This window comes from Sporofaciens sp. JLR.KK001 (genome assembly GCF_036941055.1).
Classification (GTDB): Bacteria; Bacillota; Clostridia; order Lachnospirales; family Lachnospiraceae; genus Sporofaciens.
This window is the reverse complement of record NZ_JAYMNO010000001.1, coordinates 1,820,630-1,847,235: the sequence shown is the minus strand read 5'-3', so window position 1 is coordinate 1,847,235 and position 26,606 is coordinate 1,820,630. Positions and strand designations below refer to the sequence as shown.

General features: G+C 50.2%; 22 protein-coding genes and 1 pseudogene. 2 read left to right on the top strand and 21 right to left on the bottom strand.

The features are described 5' to 3' along the window. The first annotated feature begins 20 nt into the window (after positions 1-20). Positions 21-503 carry a hypothetical protein gene (locus VSQ62_RS09715; protein ID WP_334634608.1) on the top strand — a complete coding sequence of 161 codons (483 nt, stop codon included), beginning with the start codon at positions 21-23 and terminating at the stop codon, positions 501-503. Here the strand turns inward: VSQ62_RS09715 and VSQ62_RS09710 are convergent. The 12 genes from VSQ62_RS09710 to VSQ62_RS09655 all read right to left on the bottom strand — a co-directional run bounded on the left by VSQ62_RS09710 (position 490) and on the right by VSQ62_RS09655 (position 17,472). Next, a complete protein-coding gene (locus VSQ62_RS09710; RefSeq protein ID WP_334634607.1) occupies positions 490-1,356 on the bottom strand; it encodes a hypothetical protein in 867 nt (288 codons plus the stop codon). The genes VSQ62_RS09715 and VSQ62_RS09710 overlap by 14 nt on opposite strands. Continuing rightward, positions 1,353-2,693 (bottom strand): DUF6070 family protein, encoded by a 1,341-nt coding sequence (locus VSQ62_RS09705; RefSeq protein ID WP_334637620.1) that lies wholly within the window; start codon positions 2,691-2,693, stop codon positions 1,353-1,355. Before VSQ62_RS09705 ends, VSQ62_RS09710 begins: the two co-directional genes overlap by 4 nt. Before the next feature lie 187 nt (positions 2,694-2,880). After that, the gene (locus VSQ62_RS09700) at positions 2,881-4,548 is read right to left on the bottom strand and encodes a nucleoside kinase (protein WP_334634606.1); all 1,668 of its coding nucleotides are present in this window, start codon (positions 4,546-4,548) and stop codon (positions 2,881-2,883) included. Positions 4,549-4,598: 50 nt separating this feature from the next. Next, positions 4,599-5,429 carry a Nif3-like dinuclear metal center hexameric protein gene (locus VSQ62_RS09695; RefSeq protein WP_334637619.1) on the bottom strand — a complete coding sequence of 277 codons (831 nt, stop codon included), beginning with the start codon at positions 5,427-5,429 and terminating at the stop codon, positions 4,599-4,601. A 45-nt stretch (positions 5,430-5,474) separates the two neighbouring features. After that, positions 5,475-6,194 (bottom strand): tRNA (adenine(22)-N(1))-methyltransferase, encoded by a 720-nt coding sequence (locus VSQ62_RS09690; RefSeq protein ID WP_334634604.1) that lies wholly within the window; start codon positions 6,192-6,194, stop codon positions 5,475-5,477. A 13-nt stretch (positions 6,195-6,207) separates the two neighbouring features. After that, positions 6,208-7,320, bottom strand: a complete 1,113-nt coding sequence (gene rpoD, locus VSQ62_RS09685; protein ID WP_334634601.1) for an RNA polymerase sigma factor RpoD — start codon at positions 7,318-7,320, stop codon at positions 6,208-6,210. 39 nt (positions 7,321-7,359) lie between these two features. Further along, the gene (gene dnaG, locus VSQ62_RS09680) at positions 7,360-9,132 is read right to left on the bottom strand and encodes a DNA primase (RefSeq protein ID WP_334634599.1); all 1,773 of its coding nucleotides are present in this window, start codon (positions 9,130-9,132) and stop codon (positions 7,360-7,362) included. A 48-nt stretch (positions 9,133-9,180) separates the two neighbouring features. Beyond that, on the bottom strand, positions 9,181-10,188 hold the full coding sequence (locus VSQ62_RS09675) for a deoxyguanosinetriphosphate triphosphohydrolase (protein WP_334634598.1): 1,008 nt from the start codon (positions 10,186-10,188) through the stop codon (positions 9,181-9,183). Positions 10,189-10,218: 30 nt separating this feature from the next. Continuing rightward, positions 10,219-11,745 carry a polyphosphate:AMP phosphotransferase gene (gene pap, locus VSQ62_RS09670; protein WP_334634596.1) on the bottom strand — a complete coding sequence of 509 codons (1,527 nt, stop codon included), beginning with the start codon at positions 11,743-11,745 and terminating at the stop codon, positions 10,219-10,221. 43 nt (positions 11,746-11,788) lie between these two features. After that, positions 11,789-14,998 carry a carbamoyl-phosphate synthase large subunit gene (gene carB / locus VSQ62_RS09665; protein ID WP_334634594.1) on the bottom strand — a complete coding sequence of 1,070 codons (3,210 nt, stop codon included), beginning with the start codon at positions 14,996-14,998 and terminating at the stop codon, positions 11,789-11,791. Positions 14,999-15,001: 3 nt separating this feature from the next. Continuing rightward, complete coding sequence (locus tag VSQ62_RS09660) at positions 15,002-16,069, bottom strand: carbamoyl phosphate synthase small subunit (protein ID WP_334634592.1); 1,068 nt, start codon at positions 16,067-16,069, stop codon at positions 15,002-15,004. A 182-nt stretch (positions 16,070-16,251) separates the two neighbouring features. Next, entirely contained in the window at positions 16,252-17,472 is a 1,221-nt protein-coding gene (locus VSQ62_RS09655) for a transglutaminase domain-containing protein (protein ID WP_334634590.1), read from the bottom strand. A 152-nt stretch (positions 17,473-17,624) separates the two neighbouring features. On the opposite strand from VSQ62_RS09655, the gene VSQ62_RS09650 reads away from it, so the two are divergent. Next, entirely contained in the window at positions 17,625-18,890 is a 1,266-nt protein-coding gene (locus VSQ62_RS09650) for a peptidoglycan-binding protein (RefSeq protein ID WP_334634588.1), read from the top strand. A gap of 176 nt (positions 18,891-19,066) precedes the next feature. Here VSQ62_RS09650 and VSQ62_RS09645 read toward each other — a convergent pair whose 3' ends face one another. The 9 genes and pseudogenes from VSQ62_RS09645 to VSQ62_RS09605 all read right to left on the bottom strand — a co-directional run bounded on the left by VSQ62_RS09645 (position 19,067) and on the right by VSQ62_RS09605 (position 26,596). After that, a complete protein-coding gene (locus VSQ62_RS09645; RefSeq protein ID WP_334634587.1) occupies positions 19,067-20,194 on the bottom strand; it encodes an aldo/keto reductase in 1,128 nt (375 codons plus the stop codon). A 26-nt stretch (positions 20,195-20,220) separates the two neighbouring features. Further along, a pseudogene (locus VSQ62_RS09640) lies at positions 20,221-20,595 on the bottom strand (MerR family transcriptional regulator). A gap of 90 nt (positions 20,596-20,685) precedes the next feature. Beyond that, positions 20,686-21,717 (bottom strand): RIP metalloprotease RseP, encoded by a 1,032-nt coding sequence (gene rseP, locus VSQ62_RS09635; protein WP_334634586.1) that lies wholly within the window; start codon positions 21,715-21,717, stop codon positions 20,686-20,688. Positions 21,718-21,725: 8 nt separating this feature from the next. Continuing rightward, positions 21,726-22,868, bottom strand: a complete 1,143-nt coding sequence (locus VSQ62_RS09630; protein ID WP_334634584.1) for a 1-deoxy-D-xylulose-5-phosphate reductoisomerase — start codon at positions 22,866-22,868, stop codon at positions 21,726-21,728. Positions 22,869-22,949: 81 nt separating this feature from the next. After that, positions 22,950-23,756, bottom strand: a complete 807-nt coding sequence (locus VSQ62_RS09625) for a phosphatidate cytidylyltransferase (protein WP_334634583.1) — start codon at positions 23,754-23,756, stop codon at positions 22,950-22,952. After that, a complete protein-coding gene (gene uppS / locus VSQ62_RS09620) occupies positions 23,749-24,558 on the bottom strand; it encodes an undecaprenyl pyrophosphate synthase (protein ID WP_502957736.1) in 810 nt (269 codons plus the stop codon). Before uppS ends, VSQ62_RS09625 begins: the two co-directional genes overlap by 8 nt. Before the next feature lie 37 nt (positions 24,559-24,595). Then, positions 24,596-25,147 carry a ribosome recycling factor gene (frr, locus tag VSQ62_RS09615; RefSeq protein ID WP_334634580.1) on the bottom strand — a complete coding sequence of 184 codons (552 nt, stop codon included), beginning with the start codon at positions 25,145-25,147 and terminating at the stop codon, positions 24,596-24,598. A gap of 97 nt (positions 25,148-25,244) precedes the next feature. Beyond that, entirely contained in the window at positions 25,245-25,940 is a 696-nt protein-coding gene (gene pyrH / locus VSQ62_RS09610) for a UMP kinase (protein ID WP_334634578.1), read from the bottom strand. A gap of 137 nt (positions 25,941-26,077) precedes the next feature. Next, entirely contained in the window at positions 26,078-26,596 is a 519-nt protein-coding gene (locus VSQ62_RS09605; protein ID WP_334634576.1) for a nitroreductase family protein, read from the bottom strand. Between the last annotated feature and the right edge of the window lie 10 nt (positions 26,597-26,606).

Below are 26,606 nucleotides of genomic sequence, written 5' to 3'. Positions count from 1 at the left end.
CAGAAAGGAGAATATTGATTATGTTTTATGCGATTTATTTATTGGGGATTATTTTCTGGATCTTAAGAGGAGTCGGCGGAGGATTCGGCAATCTTGTGAATTATATGGATGGGTTTACCTGTCTGTTTGTCCTGGTACCCTGTGTACTGATCTTATTTGGCACCGGAAGCCTGAAAGCCTTCGGCAGGGCAGTCTTGTTTGCCTTCGGCAAAAAGGATGCTCCCCTGATATCGTATGAGGAGAGCTTTCTGGCAGTCAAAATGGTAATGATGATCTCGGCAATCTTCGGACTGCTTGACTTCTTGATCGGAACCTTCACCAGCATCCGCTCTGTTGAAGACTTCTCCTCCATTGAAGCGCTGGGCTGGATCGTGCGCGACCTGTCAGTGACCATGATATCACTCTTGTATCCGCTGCTGATCTGGATCATTCTGCTGCCGCTGTGCTTTATGCTGAAAAAGCATCTCCGGCAGCAGGACAGGAATGCCGTCAAAATTCTATGATCTCAACCCCTTTATTCCTCATCTCTTCAATCCTTGCCTGCGTCACGGGAATGATGCACAGATGTACATCCTCTCCCCATGCAAAATAAGGATACATTCCTATATTATCTCTGTAATACAGAGCGCACGGCACAGATTCGGCGGTATATTTCATATTCGTATCATGCTCGAAGGCAAGCCTGTTCAGTGTTGTATACAGTTCCCGGATCAGGTTGTCCAAGAGGTCCGGGAACATAACCTTGAGAGTATAATAACACAGTTCCTCATATATCGTATACATTTGCTCAAAAGAGCTATGGGCATCATAATTCACCGTGATCTCCTGGATATAGTCAGCATTGCTTGGCGCATAGACCGTGATGGTCGGAAGGGGCAGGATGCTCTCATCCCTGGAATAATGATAACGGCAGGTCTTATGGTTGGAATGGATAGACGTATCATACACATAAGAGCGCCACTGCAATGACGGAAGCAGATAACGTTCCCCCTTGTCAGCCCAATAGAGGCCATTGAAGCTGTCTATAAAATCATCCATCGGAACCTGAAATACAAGCTCGCCCGGACGGTTCTCCATAACCTCTATATGCAGCTCCTTCTTCCGAGCCTCTTCACCTAGAATCTCTTCTGTCCGCTCCACCTGCAGGTTATCCTCGCTGTCAGGCTCTTGCGGATAGGGACCTGCCGAATCCTCATCTGCCTGATCTTCTGCTGCCGCTTCACCCGGAAGCTGTTCCGATCCTACCTCTATGTGCTGCAGACCATATGTCACTCCCTTCACCGCCGCTCTTGTAAATACAACGGCGCCGATCAGCATAAGAGCCGCCATCACAACATCCTTTGGCCGTATCCTCATCTCGTCTCTAACTCCCTTCTCGGTCTGTATCCCGGAATCAGACGGGCATTCTCCCGATCCACCTGATTGCCCGCATACACCAGCCGTCCGTCCTCTGTCCTTCGGAATGTCACCATATGTCCGAAGGAATAATCCGTTCCCTCCTCAATATAGATTGCCTCCACATACACTTTAAGTATCCCGCCTTCCTTCTCCTCGCACCGCACCACTTCCGGGAACGGCTGGATCTGCTGAACGCGGTTCAGCGCGTGGACCGCACTCCAGGGATATCTGCCCTTGGCGGCATCATACCCGGCGTATGCTTCAATCTCTTCTGTCCGGATATCAAAATACTGCTGTATTACCGCTTCAAATTCTTCTTTGGGAATGCCGCCGGAATATACTTCTTCATCCAGTGTCTTTCCGGTCGCCATCTCATACAGATAATCAAACAGATCATTGAACTCTATCTTCTCAAGGCTGTTCTCATCCCAATCCTCCAGGAACAGGTTGTTGCTTAAGTAACTGACTGGGACAATATAATGCTCCATCATATCCCTGCACTGTACATCCAACGGCAATATCCGGTAGAAGATGTGCATGTCCATCTCCTGATTCCGGGTCAGCGCCTTCTCCCAGATCAGCCAGCCCTTCTTGGTATATTCCCAACGGTATACCGCGACCTTCTCCATCTGTTGGATATAAATCTCCATCGCCTCATCGAATGAGGCGCTTAGGAAGGTTACGGTCAACTCCTTTTCATGGAACTCAAGCCGGTAATACCGGAAGACACCTATCGTATTGATCTGATAGAATTCCGCTTCCGCATCCTCCCCCTCCTCAGCCCGCCTTATGGCAGCGTCAATCTTCTCATAATTTGTCATATTGTAATCACGACTTCCACAGGTAATCGAACAGCCGTCCGCCGCCGCGGTTTCTATCATCTCATGTACTGTTTCCTCAGGGAAAATAACCCCGTCCACAACCACCGTGCCATCATTTCCAACTGAAACTGCCTTCCCACCGCCAGAAGTTTTCCTCTCTTCATCCGAGCCCTCTGCCAACGCGGCAGTATAGATCCCCTTACACTTCTCCATCTGCGCAATCAGCTTCCCTCTCGCATCATCTGCTTCCTTCTGATCCATCTTAACCGTCTTCAATTCATAATCCAAAGCATCTTCCGATTCCTCCTGACTTCCCTGGTAATCCTGTCCCTCGTTCCAACCGCTTACAGCATCCTCCCTATGCCCCTTTCCGGTTAATGCACACCCCGGCAGCAGACAGATCAGGGCCAGCATTGTCACTGCTTTCAATATATTCTTAATTCCTGCATATTTTTCCCGGTCTTTTATCCGCATCAAAATACATCTCTCCTACCTATTCCTGCAGTCAAACGATTTTTAAATCTTACACATGTAGTATATTATATAATATTTCCGGTCTTTGTCAACATCTTTTTATTCCCGCAAGCATTAAACTGAACGAGCAAGGCTGCAAACGCAAAAAATGAGGCCTTTGAAAATCATTTCAAAAGCCTCATATACGTCATACTTTAAAGCATCCGCCCCCGATAAATTCCCTGAGCAGTGAATTCGTCGGTACATTCTCGCTTCCGATCCCTACGAAGTAATCCAGAAACTTAAGCAGCCTCTTCGCCTCCAGATATTCCGGGCAGCTCCTATCAATCCCGAAAAGCAACGGCTCCACATAGAGCTTCAATACGGCAAGCTCATAGATCAGCGTAGAATTGAACATCACGTCCGCTTCCTCCTGGAACGGGAAGATAAACTTCTCCTCCCCCCTCCTTACCGACTGCCACATCCGTATGGTCCTCTGGGCGGAAGAGCCCCTGGTACGGGCGTCTCTCACGATCCGCCGAAGCAGTCTTCCGTCTGTGGTCGGGATCCGGTCATGCTCGTCTACGTTCAACTGGGTCAGGGCGCTGATGTAGATCTTGAATTTATTCTCATCCGGGAGATTCAAGGTCAGCTTCGGATTCAGACAATGAATCCCCTCTATCACGAGCACGTCGTTCGGCCCAAGCTTCGTCGCCTGCGAACCATACTCCTTATGCCCCGTCACGAAATTAAACGTCGGGATCACCACCTCTTTGCCGTTCAGCAGATCGTTCAACTGACGGTTGAACAGCTTCACATCCACGGCCTCCAGGCATTCGAAGTCAAAAGCACCCGTCTCATCCCTTGGGTTCTCTTCTCTCTCAACGAAATAATTATCCACGGCGATCGGGCGCGGCGTCAGACCATTTACCCGAAGCTGTACAGACAGGCGATGAGAGAAGGTGGTCTTCCCAGAGGACGACGGTCCCGCTATTAAGATAAACTTAAGCTCCGGGCGTGCGGCGATCTGCGACGCGATCTCCGCGATCTTCTTCTCCTGCAGCGCCTCCTGTACCAATACCACGTCATGGACATCATTCTTCGTGATCTTATCGTTGAGCGCGCCCACCGTCTCGATCCCCTGGAGATCTCCCCAGTGAACCGACTCCTTCAACACCTGGAACAATTTATTCTGCGGTTCAAATACCGGTACCTCCTTAGGCGCTGACTTCACCGGCATCTGCACAACGAATCCCTCGTCATACAGATACAGCTTGAAATACTTCAGATACCCCGCACTTGGAACCATATACCCATAGTGATAGTCTTCGAATTCATTCATACTGTAGATGTTGACCTTGGAGACTCTGCGGTAGCGGAACAGCCTCTCCTTATCGTGCATCCCATGCCTGCCGAACAGCGCGATCGCATCATCGGTGCGGACAGAACGCTTATGGATCGGCATATCCATATCCACCATCTCATGCATCCTGGCTTCTACCCGGTCCAGGAAATCCTGATCCACATTGATATCGCCGTCCACCGTACAATAATACCCCTTACTGACGGAGAAATGAATCCGTACTTTCCTCACGGCATCATGTCCCGCAACATCATAAACCGCCTTCACCAGCATAAGATTAATACTTCTTCGGTAGGTCTTATTGCCGATCTCCCCCGCCGTCGTCTCAAACTGAATCGTACAGTCTGATTTCAGCTTCTTGAATAACTCCTGCAGCTTCCCGTTCACAAATACCAGCACAATATCTTCTTCATAATTCTTCTGATAGTCTGCCGCGATCTGGCCATATGTAGTTCCCGCCTCATACTGCCGGACCTCTTCTCCAATCTGTACCTGATACATCTCTTTCCCCATATTTTCACCTCTTTCTTATAACTGGCTTCTAAAGAATCTTCCTAATCCGCTCAAACACTGGCAAAAGGATGACGCAACGATGCAGTCATAATCTCCACACCGCTTAGATTCTCCGCCAGATATCGTTCCATGTCTTCCACAAAGATCCACTCAATACCATAATGCCCCGCATCGATCACAGCCATTCCCTGAGCAGCCGCATCGATCCCTTCATGGTGCCCGATATCACCGGAGATCAACACATCTGCTTTCTTGCGCAGCGCTTCCTGTATCACGCTCTTTCCGGACCCGGGACAGATCGCAATTCTCTCAACCTGCCCTTCAAGATCCCCAAAGGCACGGACACCATCCAGCCGGAATGCCTTCTTCACTTCCTCGCAACACTGTCTCAGCGTAACCGGCCTCTCAAACTGTCCGATCCGTCCAATCCCTTCCACGCTGCTTTCCGTGCCTTCACTGTTGCCGGCGCCTTCCCGGGTCTTCGCCGCCTCCATACCGCGGCAGGTAACTTCCAGAACCTCCTGCCCCTCTAACCGCATCATATCCGCAGACAACTTCGCCATCCTGAGCACATCATAATTCGTATGCATAGCATAGCAGGAGATATCATGATGAATCAGTTCTAAGAGCCTCCTTCCGATAAAGTCCCGATTCGTGATCCGCTTCATCCCGCCGAAGATCAGCGGATGGTGCGTGATCAGAAGATCCGCACTGCGGCATACCGCTTCACGGATCACTTCGTCCGTGGCATCCACCGCAATATAGATACTCTTAACTTCTCCGTCATCCCGCCCCGCCAACAGACCTACATTGTCCCATTCCAATGCATATTCTGCCGGATAAGCACTCTCTATTACCGCTAATACATCCTTGCAAACCATATCTTCCATTCTCCTTTTCCGCCGATAGATACCCCGTATCCCTGTTCAGTCCTCCGGACGGATACAGTAGTATCCAAGCGCTCTGCTGATGATCATGATATCCCTCCGGATTTCATCCTTGCGAAGCCTTGCCCCCTCGCTCTCCACATGGTGGCTCAATTCCTTGAATATATCCTCTCTGATGGCCAGTTCCCTGTGAAGAAATCTCTCCAAGACCGGACTTCTCTTCTCCAGGAGCCGCTTCCCGAAGATATACTCACACTCCGTATACTTGGCAGACTCTCTGCGAATCGCCGGGACTGCCCGCATCATCGTATAGAATTTCCCGTCCTCTTCCACCATATCCTCATCTATGATATCCATGCCCTGATCCAGCAGAAATTTACGCACCTTCCATATCTCGGACTGCGGCTGCAGAACACAGGCCTTCAACTGATCTACTACTTCCCTGCCCTCTTCCAGGATCCGGATGATCAGTCCTCCGCCCATACCGGCGGCTATGATCGTATCCACCTCCCCCGGCTCCACGGCCTGAAGACCATCCGACAGCCTGGTCTCGATCTTCCCCTTAAGATTATGCCCGATAATATGCATCTTTGCCCGCTCAAGAGGCCCGCCGTTGATGTCCAGTGCGATCACCTTCGATGCGATCTGCTTCTGCACCAGATAGATTGGTATGTACCCGTGATCTGTTCCAATATCTGCAACAGAGGCGCCCTCTGTCACAAGACTTGCAACCGCATAAAGTCTTCTTGATAGTTCCATAGGCGCCTCTTTCTTAATCCAGATAATCTCTTAATTTTCTGCTGCGACTTGGATGCCGAAGCTTCCTGAGCGCTTTCGCCTCGATCTGACGGATACGCTCTCTGGTAACGTCGAATTCTTTGCCGACCTCCTCCAGTGTACGCGCACGGCCGTCGTTCATACCGAATCTAAGCCTCAGTACCTTCTGCTCCCTCTCTGTCAAAGTATCAAGCACTTCATCCAACTGCTCCTTAAGAAGGGTCTGGGCTGCCGCTTCTGCCGGTACGGGTACATTGTCATCCTGGATAAAATCACCCAGGTGGCTGTCCTCCTCCTCACCGATCGGCGTCTCTAAAGATACCGGCTCCTGAGAGATCTTAAGGATCTCCCTGACTCTCTCCACAGGCATGTCCAACTCTTCCGCGATCTCCTCCGGCGTGGGTTCACGCCCCAGCTCCTGCAATAATTGTCTGGACACACGGATCAGCTTATTGATGGTCTCCACCATATGGACCGGAATACGGATCGTCCTCGCCTGGTCTGCAATCGCTCTGGTGATCGCCTGACGAATCCACCAGGTCGCATAGGTGCTGAACTTGAATCCCTTACGGTAATCGAACTTCTCCACAGCCTTAATAAGCCCCAGGTTCCCCTCCTGGATCAGATCAAGAAAAAGCATACCGCGGCCTACATAGCGCTTCGCAATGCTGACAACCAGACGTAAGTTCGCCTCGGCCAGACGCTTCTTGGCGTCCTCGTCGCCTTCGGCCATCCTGCTCGCCAGATCTACCTCTTCATCAGCCGTCAGAAGCGGTACCTTACCGATCTCCTTCAGATACATGCGGACCGGATCTTCGATACTGATCCCGTCCGGAACCGACAGATCCAGCTTCTCCATATCTACATCGTCTTCTTCCGAAATCATAAGATCCACATCATCGAGATCATCATCATCCCCGCTGATACGCAGTACATCGATATTGTGGCCCTCCAGATATTCAAATACCTTCTCCATCTGATCTGGTTCCAGTTCCATGTCCGAAAAGAAATCATTAATCTCCTGCACTTCCAGAATACTCTTCTTCTTTTTACCCAGAGAGACCAGTTCTTTTAATTTCTCTTCAAATTTCACTATGTTTTCTTCCATATAGTGCCCATCCTCTCATTGCTTGCTTATATTTTATCCTTAATTAATAGAAATATGCAGTTTTTGGATGTCCTGCAATTCCCTTTTTGCATTCATCAGTCTCTGAAGCCCCTTCATATCAGTCGGTTCCAGGTTTTTCGTCGCCTCTTCTATGCTGTGGTTCTTCACTCGGATGATCGTCTCCTTCAGTGCCTTCTCCTGTTCCTTCGCCGTCGTCAGTTCCCTGATCTTCGTGTTAAACAGGCTCGCCGCCTCTCGATGCTCCTCTTCTTCTGTAAAATGGTTCATGATCTTCGCCGGATTCACAGCCCCCGCCTCATACTGCTCATAGACAAGTCGTGCGACTTCTCGATACAGCCCCTCCGTAAAATCTTCTGGAGAGATATACTGTTCGATCTGCCGAAAGAGAACCTCATCCTCGATCAGCCAGGTCAGCAGAATCTTCTGGGACTTCGTCATCCCATCCTCCTTCTTCCTTAGCCTTTCATCCGTGCTCTTCGGCCGTCTTGCCGGCCTGGCAAGCCCAGACTGGACCGCTATCTTACCTACAAGCTGCCGCAGATCCCCCACGCCCACATGGTAGGCGGCCGCCACCGCCTCTATGTAGTTATTGCGCTCAATCTCTTCATCAAATTCCGTAAGCCGTCTGGCTGCCTCCCGCATGAAATCAGTCTTCCCCTCCGGGGACTGCATATCATACTCCCTCTCAAGGACCTCCAGACCGAACATGAAACCATTCCTCGCCTTGCCAATCCTCTCCTCGAAAGCTTCCGCCCCCAGATTCTTAATGAATTCATCCGGATCCTTATAGGGGTCCATGCGGATGACCTTCGCCGTGATCCCCACATCCTTAAGTATCGGCACCGCACGCAACGCAGCCCTGGTACCTGCCCCGTCACTATCGTAGGTCAGATATACCTCCTGCACATAGCGCTTGATCAGCGAAGCATGCCCCTGAGTCAGCGCCGTTCCCAGGGATGCCACCGCATTCGTGAATCCGGCCTGATGGAGCGAGATCACATCCATGTACCCTTCGCAAAGCAGGAAATAAGACTTCTTCGAAGTACGCGCCCGGTTAAGCCCATACAGGTTCCTGCCCTTGTCGAATATCACGGTCTCCGGAGAATTCAGATACTTGGGCTGTCCCTCACCCATGACCCTTCCGCCGAAACCGATCACCCGGCTGTTCACATCCATAATCGGAAACATCACCCGATTCCAGAACTTATCGGAAGCGCCGTGACGTTCATCCACACTGATCAATCCGGCCTTGGCGATCATATCTGTCTGATATCCTTTAGATTTCAGATACTGGTACAGAAGATTGCTGTATTTGTTCGAATATCCAAGCCCGAATGCCTTGATCGTGTCGTCGCTAAGCCCCCTGTTCTTCAGATATGTAAGCGCCTGCGCTCCCTGACTGTTCTTAAGCTGCACATAATAATACTGAGCCGCCGCCTTATTGATCTCAAGGAGAACGGCCCGGGTATCCGCCCGTTCCCTTGCTTCCCTAGAGTACTCCTGTTCTGGAAGCTCAACTCCTGCCCTCTCAGCCAGAAATTTAAGCGCCTCCACAAAAGAAAAATTCTCATACTCCATAATGAAAGTAATTACATTGCCCCCTGCCCCGCATCCGAAGCAATAATACATCTGTTTCTGCCTGCTGACAGAAAAAGAGGGCGACTTCTCATTATGAAACGGACACAAGCCAAAATAAGAGCTTCCCTTCTTCTTAAGGCTCACATAACCGGATATCACATCCACAATATCATTTTTTGATCTTACTTCTTCAATTACTTCTTCGGAATACATTTTTTATACCCTCATATATAATATTCGACAAAAGTATTCGATTTCCTTTTAAATTTTCCATGATTCCGGGATAAAATATTCTTCGAACTTTTTTATTGCGTAGGTATCCGTCATACCCGCTATGTAATCACACACCGTCTGCTCTTTGCCAGACTCCCCGTTCTCCATCTTGATAAGGAACTGCCTGGGCATTGCGCCGGGATGCTTCATATAATACCCGTACAGATTCTCTATCATTTTGACCGCCTTATCTTCCTCCCCCTTCGCCGCAGGATTCTTATATACATTCTCATACATGAACCTGCGCAGACCAAGCATAGCCTCCATGACCTCCGAAGACATGCTGATCTGCGGCTGATCCATACTGTGAGTGATCACATCATGGATCATAGTATCCAGCCGGATCCTGGTGGACGATCCCAGCACACGCCTGTATTCCGGGGGAATATCCTCCTCTGACAGAATATTTCCCCGGATAGCGTCATCAATATCATGATTGATATATGCAATCTTGTCTGACAGGCGCACGATCTGCCCTTCTAACGTATGCGGAGTACAGCAAAACTTATGATTCCATATACCGTCCCTCACCTCCCAGGTAAGGTTAAGCCCCTCCCCCTGCCTCTCCAGACATTCCACCACACGGACACTCTGTTCATTGTGGCGGAAACCCAGCGGGCATACTCTGTTCAGGGCATACTCTCCCGCATGGCCGAAAGGCGTATGCCCAAGGTCATGCCCCAGCGCGATCGCTTCCACCAGGTCTTCATTCAGACGCAGCGCCTTCGCGATCGTCCTGGCATTCTGCGATACCTCCAGGGTATGGGTCAGCCTGGTCCGGTAATGGTCGCCCTTGGGCAGCAAGAACACCTGGGTCTTCTGCTTCATACGGCGGAAGGATTTGCAGTGCAGGATCCGGTCACGGTCCCTCTGGAATACCGGGCGGATATCGCACTCTTCTTCTTCCCGCTCCCTGCCGGCGGAATCTCTGCTCCTCGCCGCGTAAGGGCTTAAATACTCTGATTCCCTAAGTTCCATCTGTTCCCTGATCGTCACCTGTCACACATCCTTCCGCTATCTAACTGCCTAATCCTTCAGACGCTTCTCAATGGCCTCCACAACCGTCTCCAATACTTTGATACGGGCATAATACTTGCAGTTGCCTTCCACAACGACCCATGGCGCATGCGGCGTAGAGGTCCGGATCAGCATCTCGTTCACCGCTTCTTCGTACTGATCCCACTTCTCACGGTTACGCCAGTCTTCATCCGTAATCTTCCACTGCTTCTCCGGATTCTCCTGCCTTGCCTTAAATCTTCTCTCCTGCTCATCCTTATCAATCTGCATCCAGAACTTCAGTACGATCGCCCCCGCATCCGCCAGATCCTTCTCCATATCATTCATCTCTTTGTATGCCCTCTGCCATTCCTGCCTGGAACAGAAGCCCTCGATCCGCTCCACCATGACCCTGCCGTACCAGGTCCTGTCAAAGATGGTGACATGGCCGGCCTTAGGCATATCCACCCAGAACCGCCAGAGATAGTGATGCGCTTTCTCGATGTCATTGGGGGAGGCTGTGGGATGCACCACATAGCCTCTGGGATCCATCTTCTCTGTCAGACGCTTGATCGCGCCGCCCTTGCCGCCTGCATCCCAGCCTTCAAAACCAAGTATCACCGGAATCCTCCTGCGGTAGAGCTCTCCGTGCAGCTTCTCCATCTTCTTCTGCAGCTTGCTAAGCCGTGCCTTATATTCCTCCTTCGTGTATGCAAGGCCTAAGTCTGCTTTGGCAAGGATGGAATTCTTGAATTTCTTATCCTGTTCGGACATGCTGAACCGAAGCTCCCCGTCTATATCCGTATCTTCTGCATTCACCGGTTCCTTCCTGCCTTCTGCACGTCTCGCCTCCTCTACCTTCTCGGCCAGAGTCTGAGCAACGATCGCATAGATCTTCGCCGTCGCGAACTTACGATCCACAGCCTCCACGATATTCCACGGCGCATACTCTGTATCCGTCCTTCTCAGCATCTCTTCATTCATCTCCTGATACTTCTCGAAGGACTTATTCCGCTTCTGGTCTTCCCGGCTTACTCTCCATGCCGTCTCATCCGAACTTAACAGCTTGTCAAAACGCTTCTTCTGCTCCTTCTCGTCGATCGCCAGGAATATCTTGATGATCACCATGCCGTCCGCCGCAAGCTGCTCTTCAAAAGAACAGATAGAGCGATAAGCATCTGCAAGCTCACTCTTCTTCGTCTTCTTATCAAACCGGTCGATCAATACCTTGCGGTACCAACTGCTGTCATAGATCGCAATACGCCCTTTCGACGGCATCTTCGTCCAAAATCTCCAGAGGAACGGATGCATCTTCTCCTCCTCTGTCTCATTCTTGACCGCATACACTTCAAATCCACGAGGGTCAAGAGCCTTGATAAGCTCACCGATCTGGACTCCCTTCCCGGAAGCGCCGTACCCTTCAAACGCGATCATCACCGGGACTCCGAGTCTTCTGCACTCTCTTTGTAGCTTGCCCAGCCTTGGCATAAGCTCCGCCATCTTCTCCTTGTATTCCGCCTTATTTAGAGATTTGGTTAAATCAAGCTTTTCTAACATAATTTCCTCCTTCGTCCTAACGTCCAAAAAGCTACTATCTCTATTATACACCATTTTTAATCTTTGCAATATCAATCAGCGTCAGTTTTCTAATATCTGTATTCTCAAGACTGGTGATCAAAGCCTTTGCCGTGTCGATCGCCGTCAGAACATTGACGCCGGTCTCGATCGCGTTCCTCCGGATCACGAATCCGTCTCTCGCCCGGTCCGCCCCCTGATGCGGCGTATCAATGACAAGATCAATCTTATGTCCCAGGATCAGATCCATCAGGTTCGGTGATTCCTGCTCGATCTTCCTGACCTTATTCGCTTTCACACCTCCTGCTTTCAGAGCCTCGGCGGTTCCTTCCGTCGCGAAGATACGGTAGCCGATCTTCCGGAATCTGCGTCCGATCTCCACCGCTTCGGCCTTATCCTCCTCACGCACGGTAATGATCATATTCTTATGCCGCGGCAGTTTGATCCCCGCCCCCAAGAATGCCTTGTAGAGCGCCTCGTCAAATGTCTTCGCTATTCCTAAGCACTCCCCCGTGGACTTCATCTCCGGTCCAAGGCTTACGTCCGCACCGCGGATCTTCTCGAAGGAGAACACCGGCATCTTAACTGCGAAATAATCCGCCTCTGCCTGCAGTCCCGGCGTATATCCCAGATCCTTAAGCTTATTGCCGATGATGACCTTCGTCGCCAACGGAACAATGGGGATCCCTGTGACCTTGCTGATATAGGGGACCGTCCGGCTGGAACGGGGATTCACCTCGATTACATAGACCTCCTCCCCACACACGATGAACTGAATATTGATAAGTCCGATCACATGCAGCGATCTGGCCAGTCTCCTTGTATACTCCTCGATCGTCCTCTTAGTCTTATCAGAAATACTCTGCGCAGGATATACGGAGATACTGTCGCCGGAATGGATGCCTGCACGTTCGATATGCTCCATAATACCGGGAATCAATATCTCCTCGCCGTCGCATACCGCGTCGACCTCTATCTCCTTCCCCTGCAGATATTTGTCCACCAGGATCGGATGGTCCTGAGCGATCCGGTTGATGATCCCGATAAACTCGTCGATATCGTGATCATTGATGGCGATCTGCATCCCCTGGCCGCCCAGCACATAAGAAGGCCTTACCAGGACCGGATAACCAAGGCGGTTCGCAACCTCCCTGGCTTCTTCGGCCGTGTAGACCGTACCGCCGCTTGGCCTTGGGATCTCACATTCCTCCAGAATCTGATCGAATAACTCTCTGTCTTCCGCTGCATCCACATTCTCTGCAGAAGTGCCTAAGATCGGCACTCCCATCTCCATCAGGGATTCCGTAAGTTTGATGGCCGTCTGTCCGCCGAACTGCACCACAGCCCCGTCCGGTTTCTCCAGATCAACGATACTCTCCACGTCCTCCGGCGTCAAAGGTTCAAAGTATAATTTATCTGCGATATCAAAATCTGTACTCACCGTCTCAGGATTATTGTTGACAATGATCGTCTCGTATCCCTCTTTCGCAAATGCCCAAGTACAGTGTACCGAACAGAAATCAAATTCGATTCCCTGGCCGATTCGGATCGGTCCGGAACCAAGCACCAGTACCTTTTTCTTACCTGAAGTCCGGACCGCCTCATTCTCACTTCCGAACACGGAATAATAATAAGGCGTCTCCGCCGCAAATTCTGCCGCGCAGGTATCTACCATCTTATATGCGGCGGTGATCCCGTATTCATGCCGAAGATCATGGATCTGCCGTCCGGTCTTCCCAGTAAGCTCTGCGATCACCGTATCCGGGAATTCTAGACGCTTCGCCTCTCTTAGAAGCTCTTCGTCAAGTTCCTGTTCCTTAAGGCGCTGCTCCGTCTCCACAAGAATCGCCAGCTTGTCGATGAACCACAGGTCGATCTTCGTTACCGCATGGATCTCTTCATATGTAATGCCCCGGCGGACTGCTTCTGCGATCCTGAATATCCTCAGATCATCCACCACTGCCAGTTCTTCCATCAGCTCATCCTTCTGAAGCTCAGAGAAATCATAAGACATAAGACTGTCCACATGCTGCTCTAGGGACCGGAGCGCCTTCATGAGCGCTCCTTCGAAGTTATCACAGATACTCATGACTTCTCCGGTCGCCTTCATCTGCGTCGTCAGAGTCCGCTTGGCACTGATAAACTTATCGAACGGAAGTCTTGGAATCTTGACCACACAGTAATCCAACATCGGCTCAAAGCTCGCATAGGTCTTCTTAGTAACCGCATTCTTGATCTCATCCAGTGTATATCCAAGGGCAATCTTCGCCGCAACCTTGGCTATGGGATAACCTGTCGCCTTGGAGGCCAGCGCAGAGGAACGGCTCACCCGGGGATTGACCTCGATGACGCAATACTCGAACGTCTCCGGATGCAGGGCATACTGCACGTTACATCCTCCGGTGATGTTAAGCTCACTGATAATATTAAGCGCAGAGGTCCGAAGCATCTGGTACTCCTTGTCTCCCAATGTCTGAGACGGCGCGACCACGATACTGTCTCCCGTATGTACCCCCACCGGGTCTATATTCTCCATATTGCAGACCGTGATACAGTTGCCGCTGCCGTCACGCATCACCTCATACTCGATCTCTTTCCATCCCGCGATACAGCGCTCCACCAGAACCTGCCCCACGCGGGAGAGACGGAGTCCATTCTCCAGGATCTCCATAAGCTTAACCTGGTTGTCCGCGATCCCCCCGCCGCTGCCGCCAAGCGTGTAGGCCGGGCGTAAGACCACTGGATAACCGATCTCTTCTGCGAATCTTACACCGTCTTCCACCGTCTCTACTACCAGGGACGCCGCACAAGGTTCCCCAATCTTCTCCATGGTCTTCTTGAACTCCAGCCTGTCCTCCGCCTTCTTGATCGTCTCTGAGGTCGTTCCGATCAAGGCTGCATGATGCTTTCTTAAGAATCCGCTCTCCTCAAGCTCCATGGCAAGATTGAGCGCTGCCTGCCCGCCAAGCGTCGGCAGCACACTGTCCGGCCGCTCCTTTAAGATCAACTGCTCTACCACCTCTGCTGTAAGCGGCTCGATATAGACTCGGTCCGCAATATCCTTATCCGTCATGATCGTCGCGGGATTAGAATTCAGCAGAACCACTTCAAGCCCCTCTTCCTTCAGAGAACGGCAGGCCTGGGTCCCTGCATAGTCGAATTCCGCCGCCTGTCCAATCACGATCGGTCCTGACCCGATGACCAGTACCTTCTTAATCGCTGTATTCCTGGGCATGGTCTACACTCCTTTCATCATATCGATAAACCGGTCAAACAGATAGCCTGAATCCTTAGGACCCGGACATGCCTCCGGATGAAACTGCACCGTGAATATCTTCTTTCCTATATAACGGAGACCTTCGTTCGTCCCGTCATTGACATTGACAAATGCTTCCTTTGCAACCGCCGGGTCCATACTCGAAGCATCCACCGCATAGCCGTGATTCTGTGAGGATATGTAGACACGGCTGTCGCTTAAGTCCTTAACCGGATGATTCCCGCCCCGGTGGCCGTATTTTAACTTATAGGTCTTCCCGCCATTTGCAAGGGCCATCAGCTGATGCCCGAGACAGATCGCGAAGATCGGAATCTCTGTCCGATAAAGCTTCTTCAGTTCTTCTATAATAGATACATTCATCTGAGGATCCCCCGGCCCGTTAGACAACATGATCCCATCCGGATCTGCTGCTATGATCTCATCCGCAGGCGTATGGGCCGGATAGACAGTCACCTGGCATCCCCGCTGGTTCAGAGATCTGGCAATATTATTCTTCGCCCCAAAATCCATCAGGGCCACCCTTGGGCCATCGCCTTCTAAGACATATCTCTCTTGGCAGGACGCCTGCGACACCACATCCCCAATCGCATATCCCTTAAGCCTTGGAAGTATCTGATGGAGATCATAGTTCTCATTGGTCGTGATCATTCCGTTCATCGTCCCCTTCTCGCGCAGTCGCTTGGTCAAGGCACGGGTGTCAATTCCGGCGATCCCCGGGATATCCTGTTCCTTCAAGAAATCCTCCAGTCCCCCCTCACAGCGGAAATTGCTGGGCATCCTGGACAGTTCTCTTACAATATATCCATCCGGCCACGCCCTCTTCGATTCCATATCCGGTGTAACCCCATAATTCCCGATCAGCGGATACGTCATCACCACCGCCTGTCCGGCGTAAGAAGGATCTGTCAACACCTCAAGATATCCTGTCATCGAAGTATTGAACACAATCTCACTGATCATATCCCTCGCGGCGCCTATACTTGTTCCTGTAAAGACTGTCCCGTCTTCCAATATAAGAAATGCTTTCATATATTCACCCGTTTCCTTTCTGAAATACTAACAAAAAGCGCAGCCAAGGTGTCATTAAAGTTCCGCAAAAAGGGCAGTTGCATGCACAACTGCCCTATTATACATGGTCCGGCAAACATCCTCGTCTCCTCAAATTGTAAAAATTATACTACAAAATCTGAGGATTTTCAACCATATTTTTTCTACTCATACTGCCAATATACCGTAATCTTATTAAGTTCCGGCTCATCCATATACTGATATCTCACCTCGTCAAGCCCATACCACTCAGCCAGATTCTTAGCCGCCGCCTTCACCACATTCTGGAACACGTCATCATGCGCCTGGTTATAGAGCGCATCATCGGCGAACTTGATCACCACCGGATTCCCTCTGGAGGCGATTACGTCATTCATTCTCTGAAGGATCAAACCGCTGTCATAGGATTCATAATACATGTTATTCATCATGTAGTAATTACGGTTCATTTTCGTACATGCCGGAAGCGCTGTGCCTTCGTCAGGCGTGTGGTTCTTGAACAGCTCTGCATCATCACAGCACATATAATCATAGCTGATATTCTCAAAGTCTCTTACTTCTTCCCCTTCGGCAGCCTGGAATACCGGATCTCCCCAGGTCACATCCAGGTAATAATAATCCCCCTCACACATGACCAGATTCCATGCATGGTTCTGTCCGCCGCCGGTGGTCCCGGTCACATAGGTACAGAACACACCCAATCTCTCCAGCAGATACTGCGCCGCCTTGGAATAACCTGCACATACCGACCGCTGATGGACAAATACACTGTAAATATTCTGATTATCCGGCGCCTCCAGGTCATAATCGACCGTATCAACTATATATTCATAGACATACAGAATCTTATTATACTCCGTATCATCCGCCGCAATTCCCGACAAACACTGTGCCGCGGCTCCTTCTATCTCGGCCTTCATCGTCTCCTTTGACGCTTCGTCATAGATATATGTCGGTTTCAGCACCGTGTAGGATTCTGATCCTCCGTAGGTGGTCGCTGATATGGTTCCGTCGCACCAGAAGATATCCGGATGATCCTTCAGGATATCCTGGAAAATCTTATTCGCCCGCTCTGCGTCCGAGGCATGGATATAGATCTCCTCTGTATTTCCCCGTATTCCTTCCAATATCTCCTTATAGACCAGTCTTTCTTCCTCATTCAATTGCTGGTAGTAGAATTTCTGCTCCACCTCATCCTCAGATATCACCACCTCCTGGAAGGGTATCTCCTTCGGCTTCGTAAATTCTCGTTCTATTTTCCCCACAATCTGCGTTTTCAGGCCGACTCCATACGCAATACAGATCACCGCTACTGCAAGACAGAACATACCGACGGTCACTGCTATCGTATGTATACAACCCCCTTTTTTCCGTTTTCTCTTCATGTTAACTCCTTGACTTATGATACACGGAATTCCTCCGTGCTTGGGACTCTTGTATCATATTATATGCATTTTCCCCAAAATATACAATATCAGTAACATTTTCTTCTTTCATTCATATCTTATCCGTAAGAAATCCTTTATGAGGTACCCCTATGGACATTATGAATGCGACCCAGCAGGACACTCCTGACAAAGGGAAGCTTAAGGTCAATCTTACATCACAGATCGACGCCCGCCCTATTGCCGACGCTTCGGTCTCTATCTCCTATACCGGTGTCCCGGACAGCCGGCTCGAACAGCTCACGACGGATTCCTCCGGGCAGACTGAAACCATCGAGCTTGATGCCCCGCCGCTGGACTTAAGCCTTGACCCCGAAAATGAGGTACAGCCCTACTCCGAATATACGCTCCAGGTAACGGCTCCCGGATATGAGCCTGTCAGCATTGCCGGCGCTGAGATCCTCTCCTCAGTCACCGCCATCCAGAACATAACTTTAAGCCCCATAGATACACCGGAAACTTCCGAAGAAGTATTTGTAATCCCTGCACATACATTATATGGAACCTATCCCCCGAAAATACCGGAGGACGAGATCAAACCTATCAACGAATCAGGAGAGATTGTATTGAGCCGCGTGGTCGTTCCTGAATATATCGTCGTGCATGACGGAAGCCCAAGAGATACGACCGCCACAAATTATTATGTGAAATATAAGGACTATATCAAGAATGTGGCTTCCAGCGAGATCTATGCCACCTGGCCCGCAGATACGATTCGGGCCAATGTGCTGGCGATCATGTCCTTCACTTTGAACCGGGTTTTCACTGAATGGTATAGAAATCAAGGCTTTGAATTTACAATCACTTCATCCACCGCCTTCGACCACAAATGGATACCGGAACGCAACATCTTCGATACCATATCCGTCATCGTAGATGAATTGTTCGCGGATTATCTGTCACGCCCCAATGTCAAGCAGCCGATCCTGACGCAGTATTGCGACGGAAGACAGGTGCAGTGTCCGAACTGGATGACACAGTGGGGAAGCAAGTCCCTGGGCGACCAGGGCTACTCTCCCATCGAGATCCTCCGTTACTACTACGGCGACAACATGTATATCAATACCGCCGAAGCCATCTCCGGCATCCCGGCATCCTGGCCCGGATATAATCTGGAGATCGGCTCAAGAGGGGATAAGGTACGCCAGCTCCAGGAACAGATCAACGTGATCGCCGGCTCCTACCCCGCCATCCCAAAGGTTACGGTCGACGGGATCTACGGTCCTGCCACATCCGCTGCCATCCGCAAGATCCAGTCGGTGTTCGGCCTCCCCCAGACCGGTATCACAGACTACAGCACCTGGTATAAGGTTTCTGAAATATACGTGGGCGTGTCAAGAATCGCCGAGTTAACTTAAAAGTCAAAGACCCCTCTGCAAGCAACGGGGCATCAAATTTGTAGCGCTGCAGAGCAACGGGGTATTTAGCCCTCGCGTCAGTCGCCAAATGTGCATGCAAGCATGCTCTCTTGGCTCGTTGCTCGCTGGAATAGAAAGAACTGCCGGGCGGCAGCATTCCCCCGGCAGCTCTTGCTCTACGCTTTTAACATTCCCGCAAAATCAGCCAATGTCTCTGAAATCCTGATCTGCTGCGGGCACACTGCTTCACAGCTTCTGCAGCCGACACAGGCAGAAGGCTGCTTATCCTCCGGTACTGCCATAAGCGCCATCGGAGCGATAAATCCGCCGCCCGAAAACTTATGCTCATTATACAGCTTCAGCATGGAAGGAATATCAATTCCCTGCGGACAATGGCTTGTACAATAATGACAGGCCGTACACGGAACTCCGTTCATCATCCTGTCAGCAATACCAAGAAGTGTATCCATCTCTTCTGCACTCAGAGGCTTCTCCTCCTCATATGTCCGGATATTCTTCTCAAGCTGTTCGAAGTTGGACATCCCTGAGAGCGTCACCACGATATTCGGGATAGATTGCAGGAATCTGAACGCCCACGCTGCCGGCTCTTCATCCGGACGAAACGTCTCAAGCTTCTTCGCGTATTCATCAGACAACGACGCCAGCATACCGCCGCGCACCGGCTCCATCACCCAGATCGGAATATGATATTCATTCAGAAGTTCTACCTTCTCCTTCGCCTCCTGGAACTTCCAGTCCACATAATTAAGCTGGATCTGGCAGAACTCCATATGCTCGCCGTAAGCTTCCAGAAAACGCTTCATGATATCATAATCCCCATGAGCGGAGAATCCCAGATGCCGGATCCTTCCGTTCTCCTTCTGCTTCATCAGATACTCGAAGATACCGTACTTCTCATCCAGATATTCGTTTATATTCATCTCACAGACATTGTGGAACAGGTAGAAATCAAAATAAGAAACCTGACACTTCTCAAGCTGTTTCTCAAAGATTACCTCCACCTTAGGCATGTTGGCAAGATCATATCCCGGGAACTTCGACGCGAGATAGAACTTTTCACGCGGATATGTACTCAATATCTTTCCCATGACAAGCTCCGAATTCCCGCCATGATATCCCCACGCCGTATCATAATAGTTGATCCCGTGATTCATGGCATACTCCACCATTCTGGCCGTCGCCGCTTCATCAATGTTCTCGTCCTTCCCGTCGGTGAGCGGCAGCCTCATTGTCCCCATGCCAAGTGCAGACAGTTGCAAATCCTGAAACTCTTTACAAATCATATCTATCTCCTCCTACTTGTTTATAATTAGTCCCAGACCAGCCGGCCGGTCTTCATCGCCCTGTCATAACAGGAAATCTTATAATCAAGCCGTTCCATGGTCTCCTGAACCACCCGAAGCTGTACTTGAAGCCGTTCCTTCTGTTCAAGAAGAAGCTGCCTTCTGTCAGAGATCGTAGCATCCCCTTCCCGGCTCAGCCTGACATACTCTGTCAATGCCTCAAGCGGCAGGCCGGCGCTCCTCATACAGGCGGCAAGCTCCACCTAGCCGCAGTCATCCTCCGTGTAATCCCGCAGACCGCTTCCGTTGCGGTTCACCGGAGGGATGACTCCGATCCGCTCATAATATCTGAGCGTATCCTGTGAGATTCCGTATTTCTTACTAACCTCTGAGATCGTCATGCTTCCACCTCTTCGCTTTCGTGTGTCATTATACTAAATATAACATCTGGAGTTCACTCTAAGTCAAGACAAAATTTCCTGATTTACATTTTAAAAAAACACTCTCCGTATATCATTGAACATCACAAATACCATCAATATCATCAGGCATGCAATCCCTACCAGATGGACATACCCTTCCTTCTCCGGCGGCACCCGTTTGCGCCTTACGGCCTCCACGAACAGGAATACAAGCCTTCCTCCATCCAGCGCCGGCAGCGGCAGAAGATTCATCACACCTAAGTTTGCAGATATCAGGATCGCAATATACAGCAATTGTGCCAACACTGCCATAAATCCATATGACCGGCTCTCCTTATACGAATCATCCACAACATCCACGATCCCCACCGGACCCGAGAGCTGGTCTATGCCGACCTTCCCGGTGACAAGCATCTTAAGACTCTCCAGAGTTGTGTTGATCCAGAATCTTTCCACATAGACGCCATACTGCAGAGCCGTCAGAAGATTCGCCTTCTCATACCCGGACGAAGAGATTCCAAGCCTCTCATACCCCAGTTCCTTATCCTCCTTAGGGGTCAACGTCACCGTCTTCTCTTCCCCGTTACGGCGGTAAGTGACCGCCACCTCTTCTCCTTGATGGAACTGGTTGTATACGCTGACCTCACGGAAGAGATGAATCCTCTTCCCTCCCATCTTAACAATGGTATCGCCCGCCTGGATCCCTGCCTCGGCAGCTAGATAACCTTCTTCCACCCCGCTTACCACCGGCTTATCGTATCCGACCATGGCAGTCAGGATCACGGAAAATATAAATGCCAGGATGAAATTGAAAACCGGCCCTGCCGCGATCACCGAGATCCGCGCCCATACAGACTTATTGTTGAAATTATTCGGAGATTCCGTCGCTTCGTCATCCTCTCCCATTGCGCAGAAGCCGCCGATGGGAAAGATCCTGACCGCATATTTTGTCCCCTTATATTCGCGGGAATAGATCGCCGGCCCCATCCCGACGGCGAATTCATTTACCTCCACGCCATTCATCTTGGCAAGCAAAAAATGTCCCAGTTCATGAAAGAACACTATAAAACTAAAGATTAAGATTGCTAATATAATTCCCAAATTATGAGTTACCTCCTACTGTTGATCCTGTCATAAGTTGCCGCTTCCGTATCCAATATCTGCTCAAGCGACGGATTGGCAATATTCTGATGCGCACGCATACAATCCTCGATGATCTCCACGATCTCGAGATACTTGATCTCACGGTTCAAGAATTGCCGGACTGCCAGCTCATTGGCCGCATTAAATACAGTCGGAAGCGAACCGCCCTTCTCCCCCGCCTCATATGCCAGCTTCAGGCCATAGAACGTATCCATATCCGGCTTCTCGAATTCCAGCTTCCCAAGGCTCCAGAAATCAACCCTCTCTCCCGGCAGATACCTTCTCTCCGGATAGTAGAGCGCATACTGGATCGGCAGCTTCATATCCGGCGTGCCAAGCTCTGCCATGATCGCACCGTCTACATATTCTACCATTGAGTGAATGATGCTCTGAGGCTGCACCACGACCTGTACCCGGTCCACATCGACTCCAAACAGCCATTTCGCCTCTATGACTTCCAGTCCTTTATTGACCATGGTGGAAGAATCAATGGTAATCTTCCGGCCCATCGCCCAGTTCGGATGCTTCAATGCATCTTCAACCCTGATCTCAAGCAGATCTTCCTCCTTCTTCCCCCGAAACGGACCGCCGGAAGCCGTCAGAAGGATCTTATGGACCTTCTTCTTCTCATTGCCCTGCAAGGATTGGAAGATCGCGCTGTGCTCACTGTCCACAGGAAGGATGGATACATGGTGTTCCCTGGCGAGCGGCATGATAAGATGCCCCGCCGTAACAAGCGTCTCCTTGTTGGCCAGGGCAATATCCTTACCGGCTTTGATTGCTTCGATCGTGGGGCGAAGTCCGATCATCCCGACAACCGCTGTAACTAGTATCTCCGTATCCTCCATAATTGATACTTCCAGAAGCCCATCCATTCCTGATACCACACGGGTATCCGTATCAGCGATCCTGGTTCTGAGCTCTCCCGCTTTCTCTGCGGACCAGACTGCGGCCAACCGCGGGTGAAATTCCCGTATCTGCTCTTCCAGAAGACCGATATTACTGCCCGCCGCAATACCGAGCACCTGGATGTCGCCATTCTCCCTGACAACCTCTAACGTCTGGGTTCCGATCGAACCCGTAGATCCTAATATGGCTATCTTCTTCATATATTACCTCACTTGTATATCAATATTTATATGAACCATCCATTCGCAAAATTCGTGCTGCCGCACACTTGCAGCTTCCAATTACAGATTACCCGCCAATAAGGCTGCCAGATAATAGATCACCGGCGCCGTGAAGATCACACTGTCAAACCGGTCCAGGATCCCGCCGTGTCCCGGGATCAGCTTCCCGTAATCCTTGATCTCATGGTTACGCTTGATCGCGGAAGCCGCCAGATCGCCCACCTGGGAAATGGCGCCGCCCGCGGCACAGATCATTGCATAATGAAGCGGATTGGCATCCGTCCCGCCCCACTGATTCATGGCAGCCGCGAATATTACGCCGAGAAGGGCCGCGCCGAGAATCCCGCCGACTCCGCCTTCCACGGACTTCTTCGGACTTAACTTCGGAGCCATCTTACGCTTTCCGATCAGCATTCCCACACAGTAAGCGCAGGTATCGCACCCCCAAGAGCTTAAGAAGATCAGCCATACCACAACACTTCCGTCCGCAAGCTCTCTGGTCTGGAATACATAGGAGAGCATGACCGCCACATAGAAGAACCCGAAGAACACTGTCATGACCTGTTCCGCCCGAAACGCCGGAAATGTAAATACATATACTGCCATAATAAGGACAAGGAACAGAATTGACAGCATGGTCACATACTCCATATGTTCCGTATAAAGAAGCCCATAATAAAGAACCGCCGCCAGATATCCTGCAAACCCCAGCGCCTTTCCCTGCACACCGACTACCTTATATAATTCTGTCATCCCGATCACACTGATCACGGCAAGAAACGCAAACAGCAGATTGCCTCCATATCCTACCGTCGCGATCAGCACGATCACCAACACGATCCCGCTCAACAACCTGGTCTTAAACATCTTCTGCCTCCTTTACCCCTCCGTAACGCCGGTCTCTGGCATTATACTGCTCGATCGCCTTCATCAGCTCCTCCTTCGTGAAATCCGGCCAGTGCACATCCGTAAAATAAAACTCCGTATACGCAAGCTGCCACAGCAGATAATTCGATAGCCGCAATTCCCCGCTTGTACGGATCAACAGATCCGGATCCGGGATATCATGGGTATCCAGATAACCCTCAAATATCCTCTCGTCAATCTGATCTGGTTTAAGCTTCTGTTCTTTACAATCCCTGGCAAGCCTCCTTACGGCGCGGAGAATCTCATCCCTGCTCCCATAATTGATCGCAATCTGGAAATTCAGCCCCCCGTTGTTCTTCGTGGACTCCTCAAGCTCTGCGATCCTGCCGCGTATATCCTCATCCAGTCTCGTCACATCACCGATCACCCGGATCTTCATATCATTCTTCGCCGCCGTCTTAAGACAAGTCTTCATATAATTGCGCAGAAGCTTCATCAGCGCATCCACCTCATCCTGCGGCCTGTTCCAGTTCTCCGTGGAAAATGCATACACAGTCAGATACTTGATTCCCATACGGTAAGCATCCTCACAGATCTTCTCCACATTCTTACTCCCCTGGGCATGTCCGTAATTGCGCGGCATTCCTTTTGATTTCGCCCAGCGTCCGTTCCCATCCAATATGATCGCTACATGCTGCGGTATAACCATATCCATCTGCTCCTTCTTAAAATTAATATCGGGGACCAGCTGTCCTCCGAATGAATCCCCGTACACGGCATAAACGGGGACAGACCCCACCACAGGTTACTGGTCTGCCCCCACTCTCATTAAAAAATCACTAAACCGTCATAACTTCCTTCGACTTGGTGTCTACAGCCTTGTCCACATCCTTCACATACTTATCCGTAAGCTTCTGAAGCTCTGTCTCCATATCCTTGATCTCATCTTCTGACACCTCGGAACCCTTAAGCTTCTTAAGCGCATCATTACCGTCACGTCGGATATTACGGATCGCAACCTTCGCTGCTTCTCCCTTCTTCTTAACATCCTTCACCAGTTCTTTCCTGCGCTCCTCCGTAAGCTCCGGGAACACCAATCGGATCATCGAGCCGTCGTTGGTCGGGTGAATACCAAGATCCGATACCTGGATCGCCTTCTCGATCACCTTCAACATATTCTTCTCCCACGGCTGAATCTGGATCATACGAGGCTCCGGCACGGACACATTCGCAACCTGCTGGATCGGAGAAGGGGTTCCGTAATAGTCAACCTTGATCCGGTTCAGTACATTCGGGTTCGCACGTCCTGCCCTGATAGTTCCTAGCTCGCCGTCTAAGTTCGTCATAGTCTTTGTCATCTTTTCTTCATACACTTTTAATCTTTCATTCATGATCTTGATCCTCCCTGAATTTATATCATAATTTATATCATAATTTATATCATACTCTCGGATATTCCTTGCTTCTCAGTCTATATTCCGAGGTAATTTATACCGTAACCCTCGTCCCTGTAAATGTTCCTGTCATCGTCTCTACGATACTGTTCTCCTCATTCAGCCCGAACACCAGCATCGGCATCTTATTCTCCAGGCACATGATAGAAGCTGTCAGATCCACTGCCGCAAGCTTCTTGTCTATGATCTCCTGAATCGAGATCTCGTCATACTTCTTCGCTTCCGGATTCACCTTCGGGTCACTGTCATAGATACCGTCAATCGCCTTCGCAAGCAGCATCGCATCCGCCCCGATCTCTATCGCACGGAGCACGGCTCCCGTATCGGTTGAAAAGTACGGATGACCCGTTCCTCCGGCGAAAAAGATAACCTTCCCCATGTCGAGCGCCTCAACTGCCGCATCCTTCGAGAATAACGATGTAAATGCACCGCACACGAACGGTGTAAATACCTCCGTCTTCATCCCCGCATAACGGAAGATATCGGATACATAGATACAGTTCATCACCGTCGCAAGCATCCCGATCTGGTCCGCCTTCACCCTGTCGATCGTCTCACTGGTTCTTCCTCTCCAGAAATTACCGCCGCCTGTCACGATCGCAACCTGAATCCCGTCATCCACTAATCTCTTGACCTGCCTTGCAACCCCTATGCAGGTTGCCTCGTCAAATCCAGTCTTCTTATCACCCGCGAGAGCTTCCCCACTAAGTTTCAACAATACTCTCTTCATAAGTCCATACTCCTTATTCTGCGTTATCTTCATGTTCTTCATAAACCATATTTACAGTAAATTATATCATATGAATACAAAAAAGGGAATATGCGGATGCAACATTCCCTTGATTAAATACAGTATACAAATAACGTCTACAAATTCTCGTAATAAACCAACTCGTCCAACGGAATACGCTGTGTTACATGACGCTTCGGATCTGCAGGACTTCCATTTGCATATCCTATCGCCAAAATATTGACAGGCTCAAGCGTATCAGGAAGCTGAAATTCCTGCCTGATCACATCCGGCTTAAAATAACAGATCCACACAGAGCCTAATCCCAGTTCAGCCGCCTCCATCATCATATGATCCGTCAGGATCGTAGCGTCTATATCGGTAGTCTTCTTCTGATCGAAAGGACGCGTCCATGCTTTGGTATGGTCGGAACAAACGATAATAGCCAGCGGTGCTCCATAGATATTCGCGGCCTTTCCGATCTTTTTCAGTCCCTCCTCTTCCTGTACAACGACCAGACGGGCAGGCTGCTTATTTGCCGCAGTGGGTGCAACATGAGCGGCCTCAAGTATTTTTTTTAGTTTTTCCTGCTCTACCTTTTTGTCTGTGTAATCACGAACTGAATATCTCGCTTCTGCCATTTCTAAAAAACTCATATATATTCCT

What these genes read in the sequence shown, in the direction of transcription:
- VSQ62_RS09715 (WP_334634608.1), top strand. Translation starts at nt 21, where the DNA reads ATGTTTTATGCGATTTATTTATTGGGGATTATTTTCTGGATCTTAAGA.
- VSQ62_RS09710 (WP_334634607.1), bottom strand. Translation starts at nt 1,356, where the DNA reads ATGAGGATACGGCCAAAGGATGTTGTGATGGCGGCTCTTATGCTGATC.
- VSQ62_RS09705 (WP_334637620.1), bottom strand. Translation starts at nt 2,693, where the DNA reads ATGCGGATAAAAGACCGGGAAAAATATGCAGGAATTAAGAATATATTG.
- VSQ62_RS09700 (WP_334634606.1), bottom strand. Translation starts at nt 4,548, where the DNA reads ATGGGGAAAGAGATGTATCAGGTACAGATTGGAGAAGAGGTCCGGCAG.
- VSQ62_RS09695 (WP_334637619.1), bottom strand. Translation starts at nt 5,429, where the DNA reads ATGGTTTGCAAGGATGTATTAGCGGTAATAGAGAGTGCTTATCCGGCA.
- VSQ62_RS09690 (WP_334634604.1), bottom strand. Translation starts at nt 6,194, where the DNA reads ATGGAACTATCAAGAAGACTTTATGCGGTTGCAAGTCTTGTGACAGAG.
- rpoD (WP_334634601.1), bottom strand. Translation starts at nt 7,320, where the DNA reads ATGGAAGAAAACATAGTGAAATTTGAAGAGAAATTAAAAGAACTGGTC.
- dnaG (WP_334634599.1), bottom strand. Translation starts at nt 9,132, where the DNA reads ATGTATTCCGAAGAAGTAATTGAAGAAGTAAGATCAAAAAATGATATT.
- pap (WP_334634596.1), bottom strand. Translation starts at nt 11,745, where the DNA reads ATGTTAGAAAAGCTTGATTTAACCAAATCTCTAAATAAGGCGGAATAC.
- carB (WP_334634594.1), bottom strand. Translation starts at nt 14,998, where the DNA reads ATGCCCAGGAATACAGCGATTAAGAAGGTACTGGTCATCGGGTCAGGA.
- VSQ62_RS09660 (WP_334634592.1), bottom strand. Translation starts at nt 16,069, where the DNA reads ATGAAAGCATTTCTTATATTGGAAGACGGGACAGTCTTTACAGGAACA.
- VSQ62_RS09655 (WP_334634590.1), bottom strand. Translation starts at nt 17,472, where the DNA reads ATGAAGAGAAAACGGAAAAAAGGGGGTTGTATACATACGATAGCAGTG.
- VSQ62_RS09650 (WP_334634588.1), top strand. Translation starts at nt 17,625, where the DNA reads ATGGACATTATGAATGCGACCCAGCAGGACACTCCTGACAAAGGGAAG.
- VSQ62_RS09645 (WP_334634587.1), bottom strand. Translation starts at nt 20,194, where the DNA reads ATGATTTGTAAAGAGTTTCAGGATTTGCAACTGTCTGCACTTGGCATG.
- VSQ62_RS09630 (WP_334634584.1), bottom strand. Translation starts at nt 22,868, where the DNA reads ATGAAGAAGATAGCCATATTAGGATCTACGGGTTCGATCGGAACCCAG.
- VSQ62_RS09625 (WP_334634583.1), bottom strand. Translation starts at nt 23,756, where the DNA reads ATGTTTAAGACCAGGTTGTTGAGCGGGATCGTGTTGGTGATCGTGCTG.
- frr (WP_334634580.1), bottom strand. Translation starts at nt 25,147, where the DNA reads ATGAATGAAAGATTAAAAGTGTATGAAGAAAAGATGACAAAGACTATG.
- pyrH (WP_334634578.1), bottom strand. Translation starts at nt 25,940, where the DNA reads ATGAAGAGAGTATTGTTGAAACTTAGTGGGGAAGCTCTCGCGGGTGAT.
- VSQ62_RS09605 (WP_334634576.1), bottom strand. Translation starts at nt 26,596, where the DNA reads ATGAGTTTTTTAGAAATGGCAGAAGCGAGATATTCAGTTCGTGATTAC.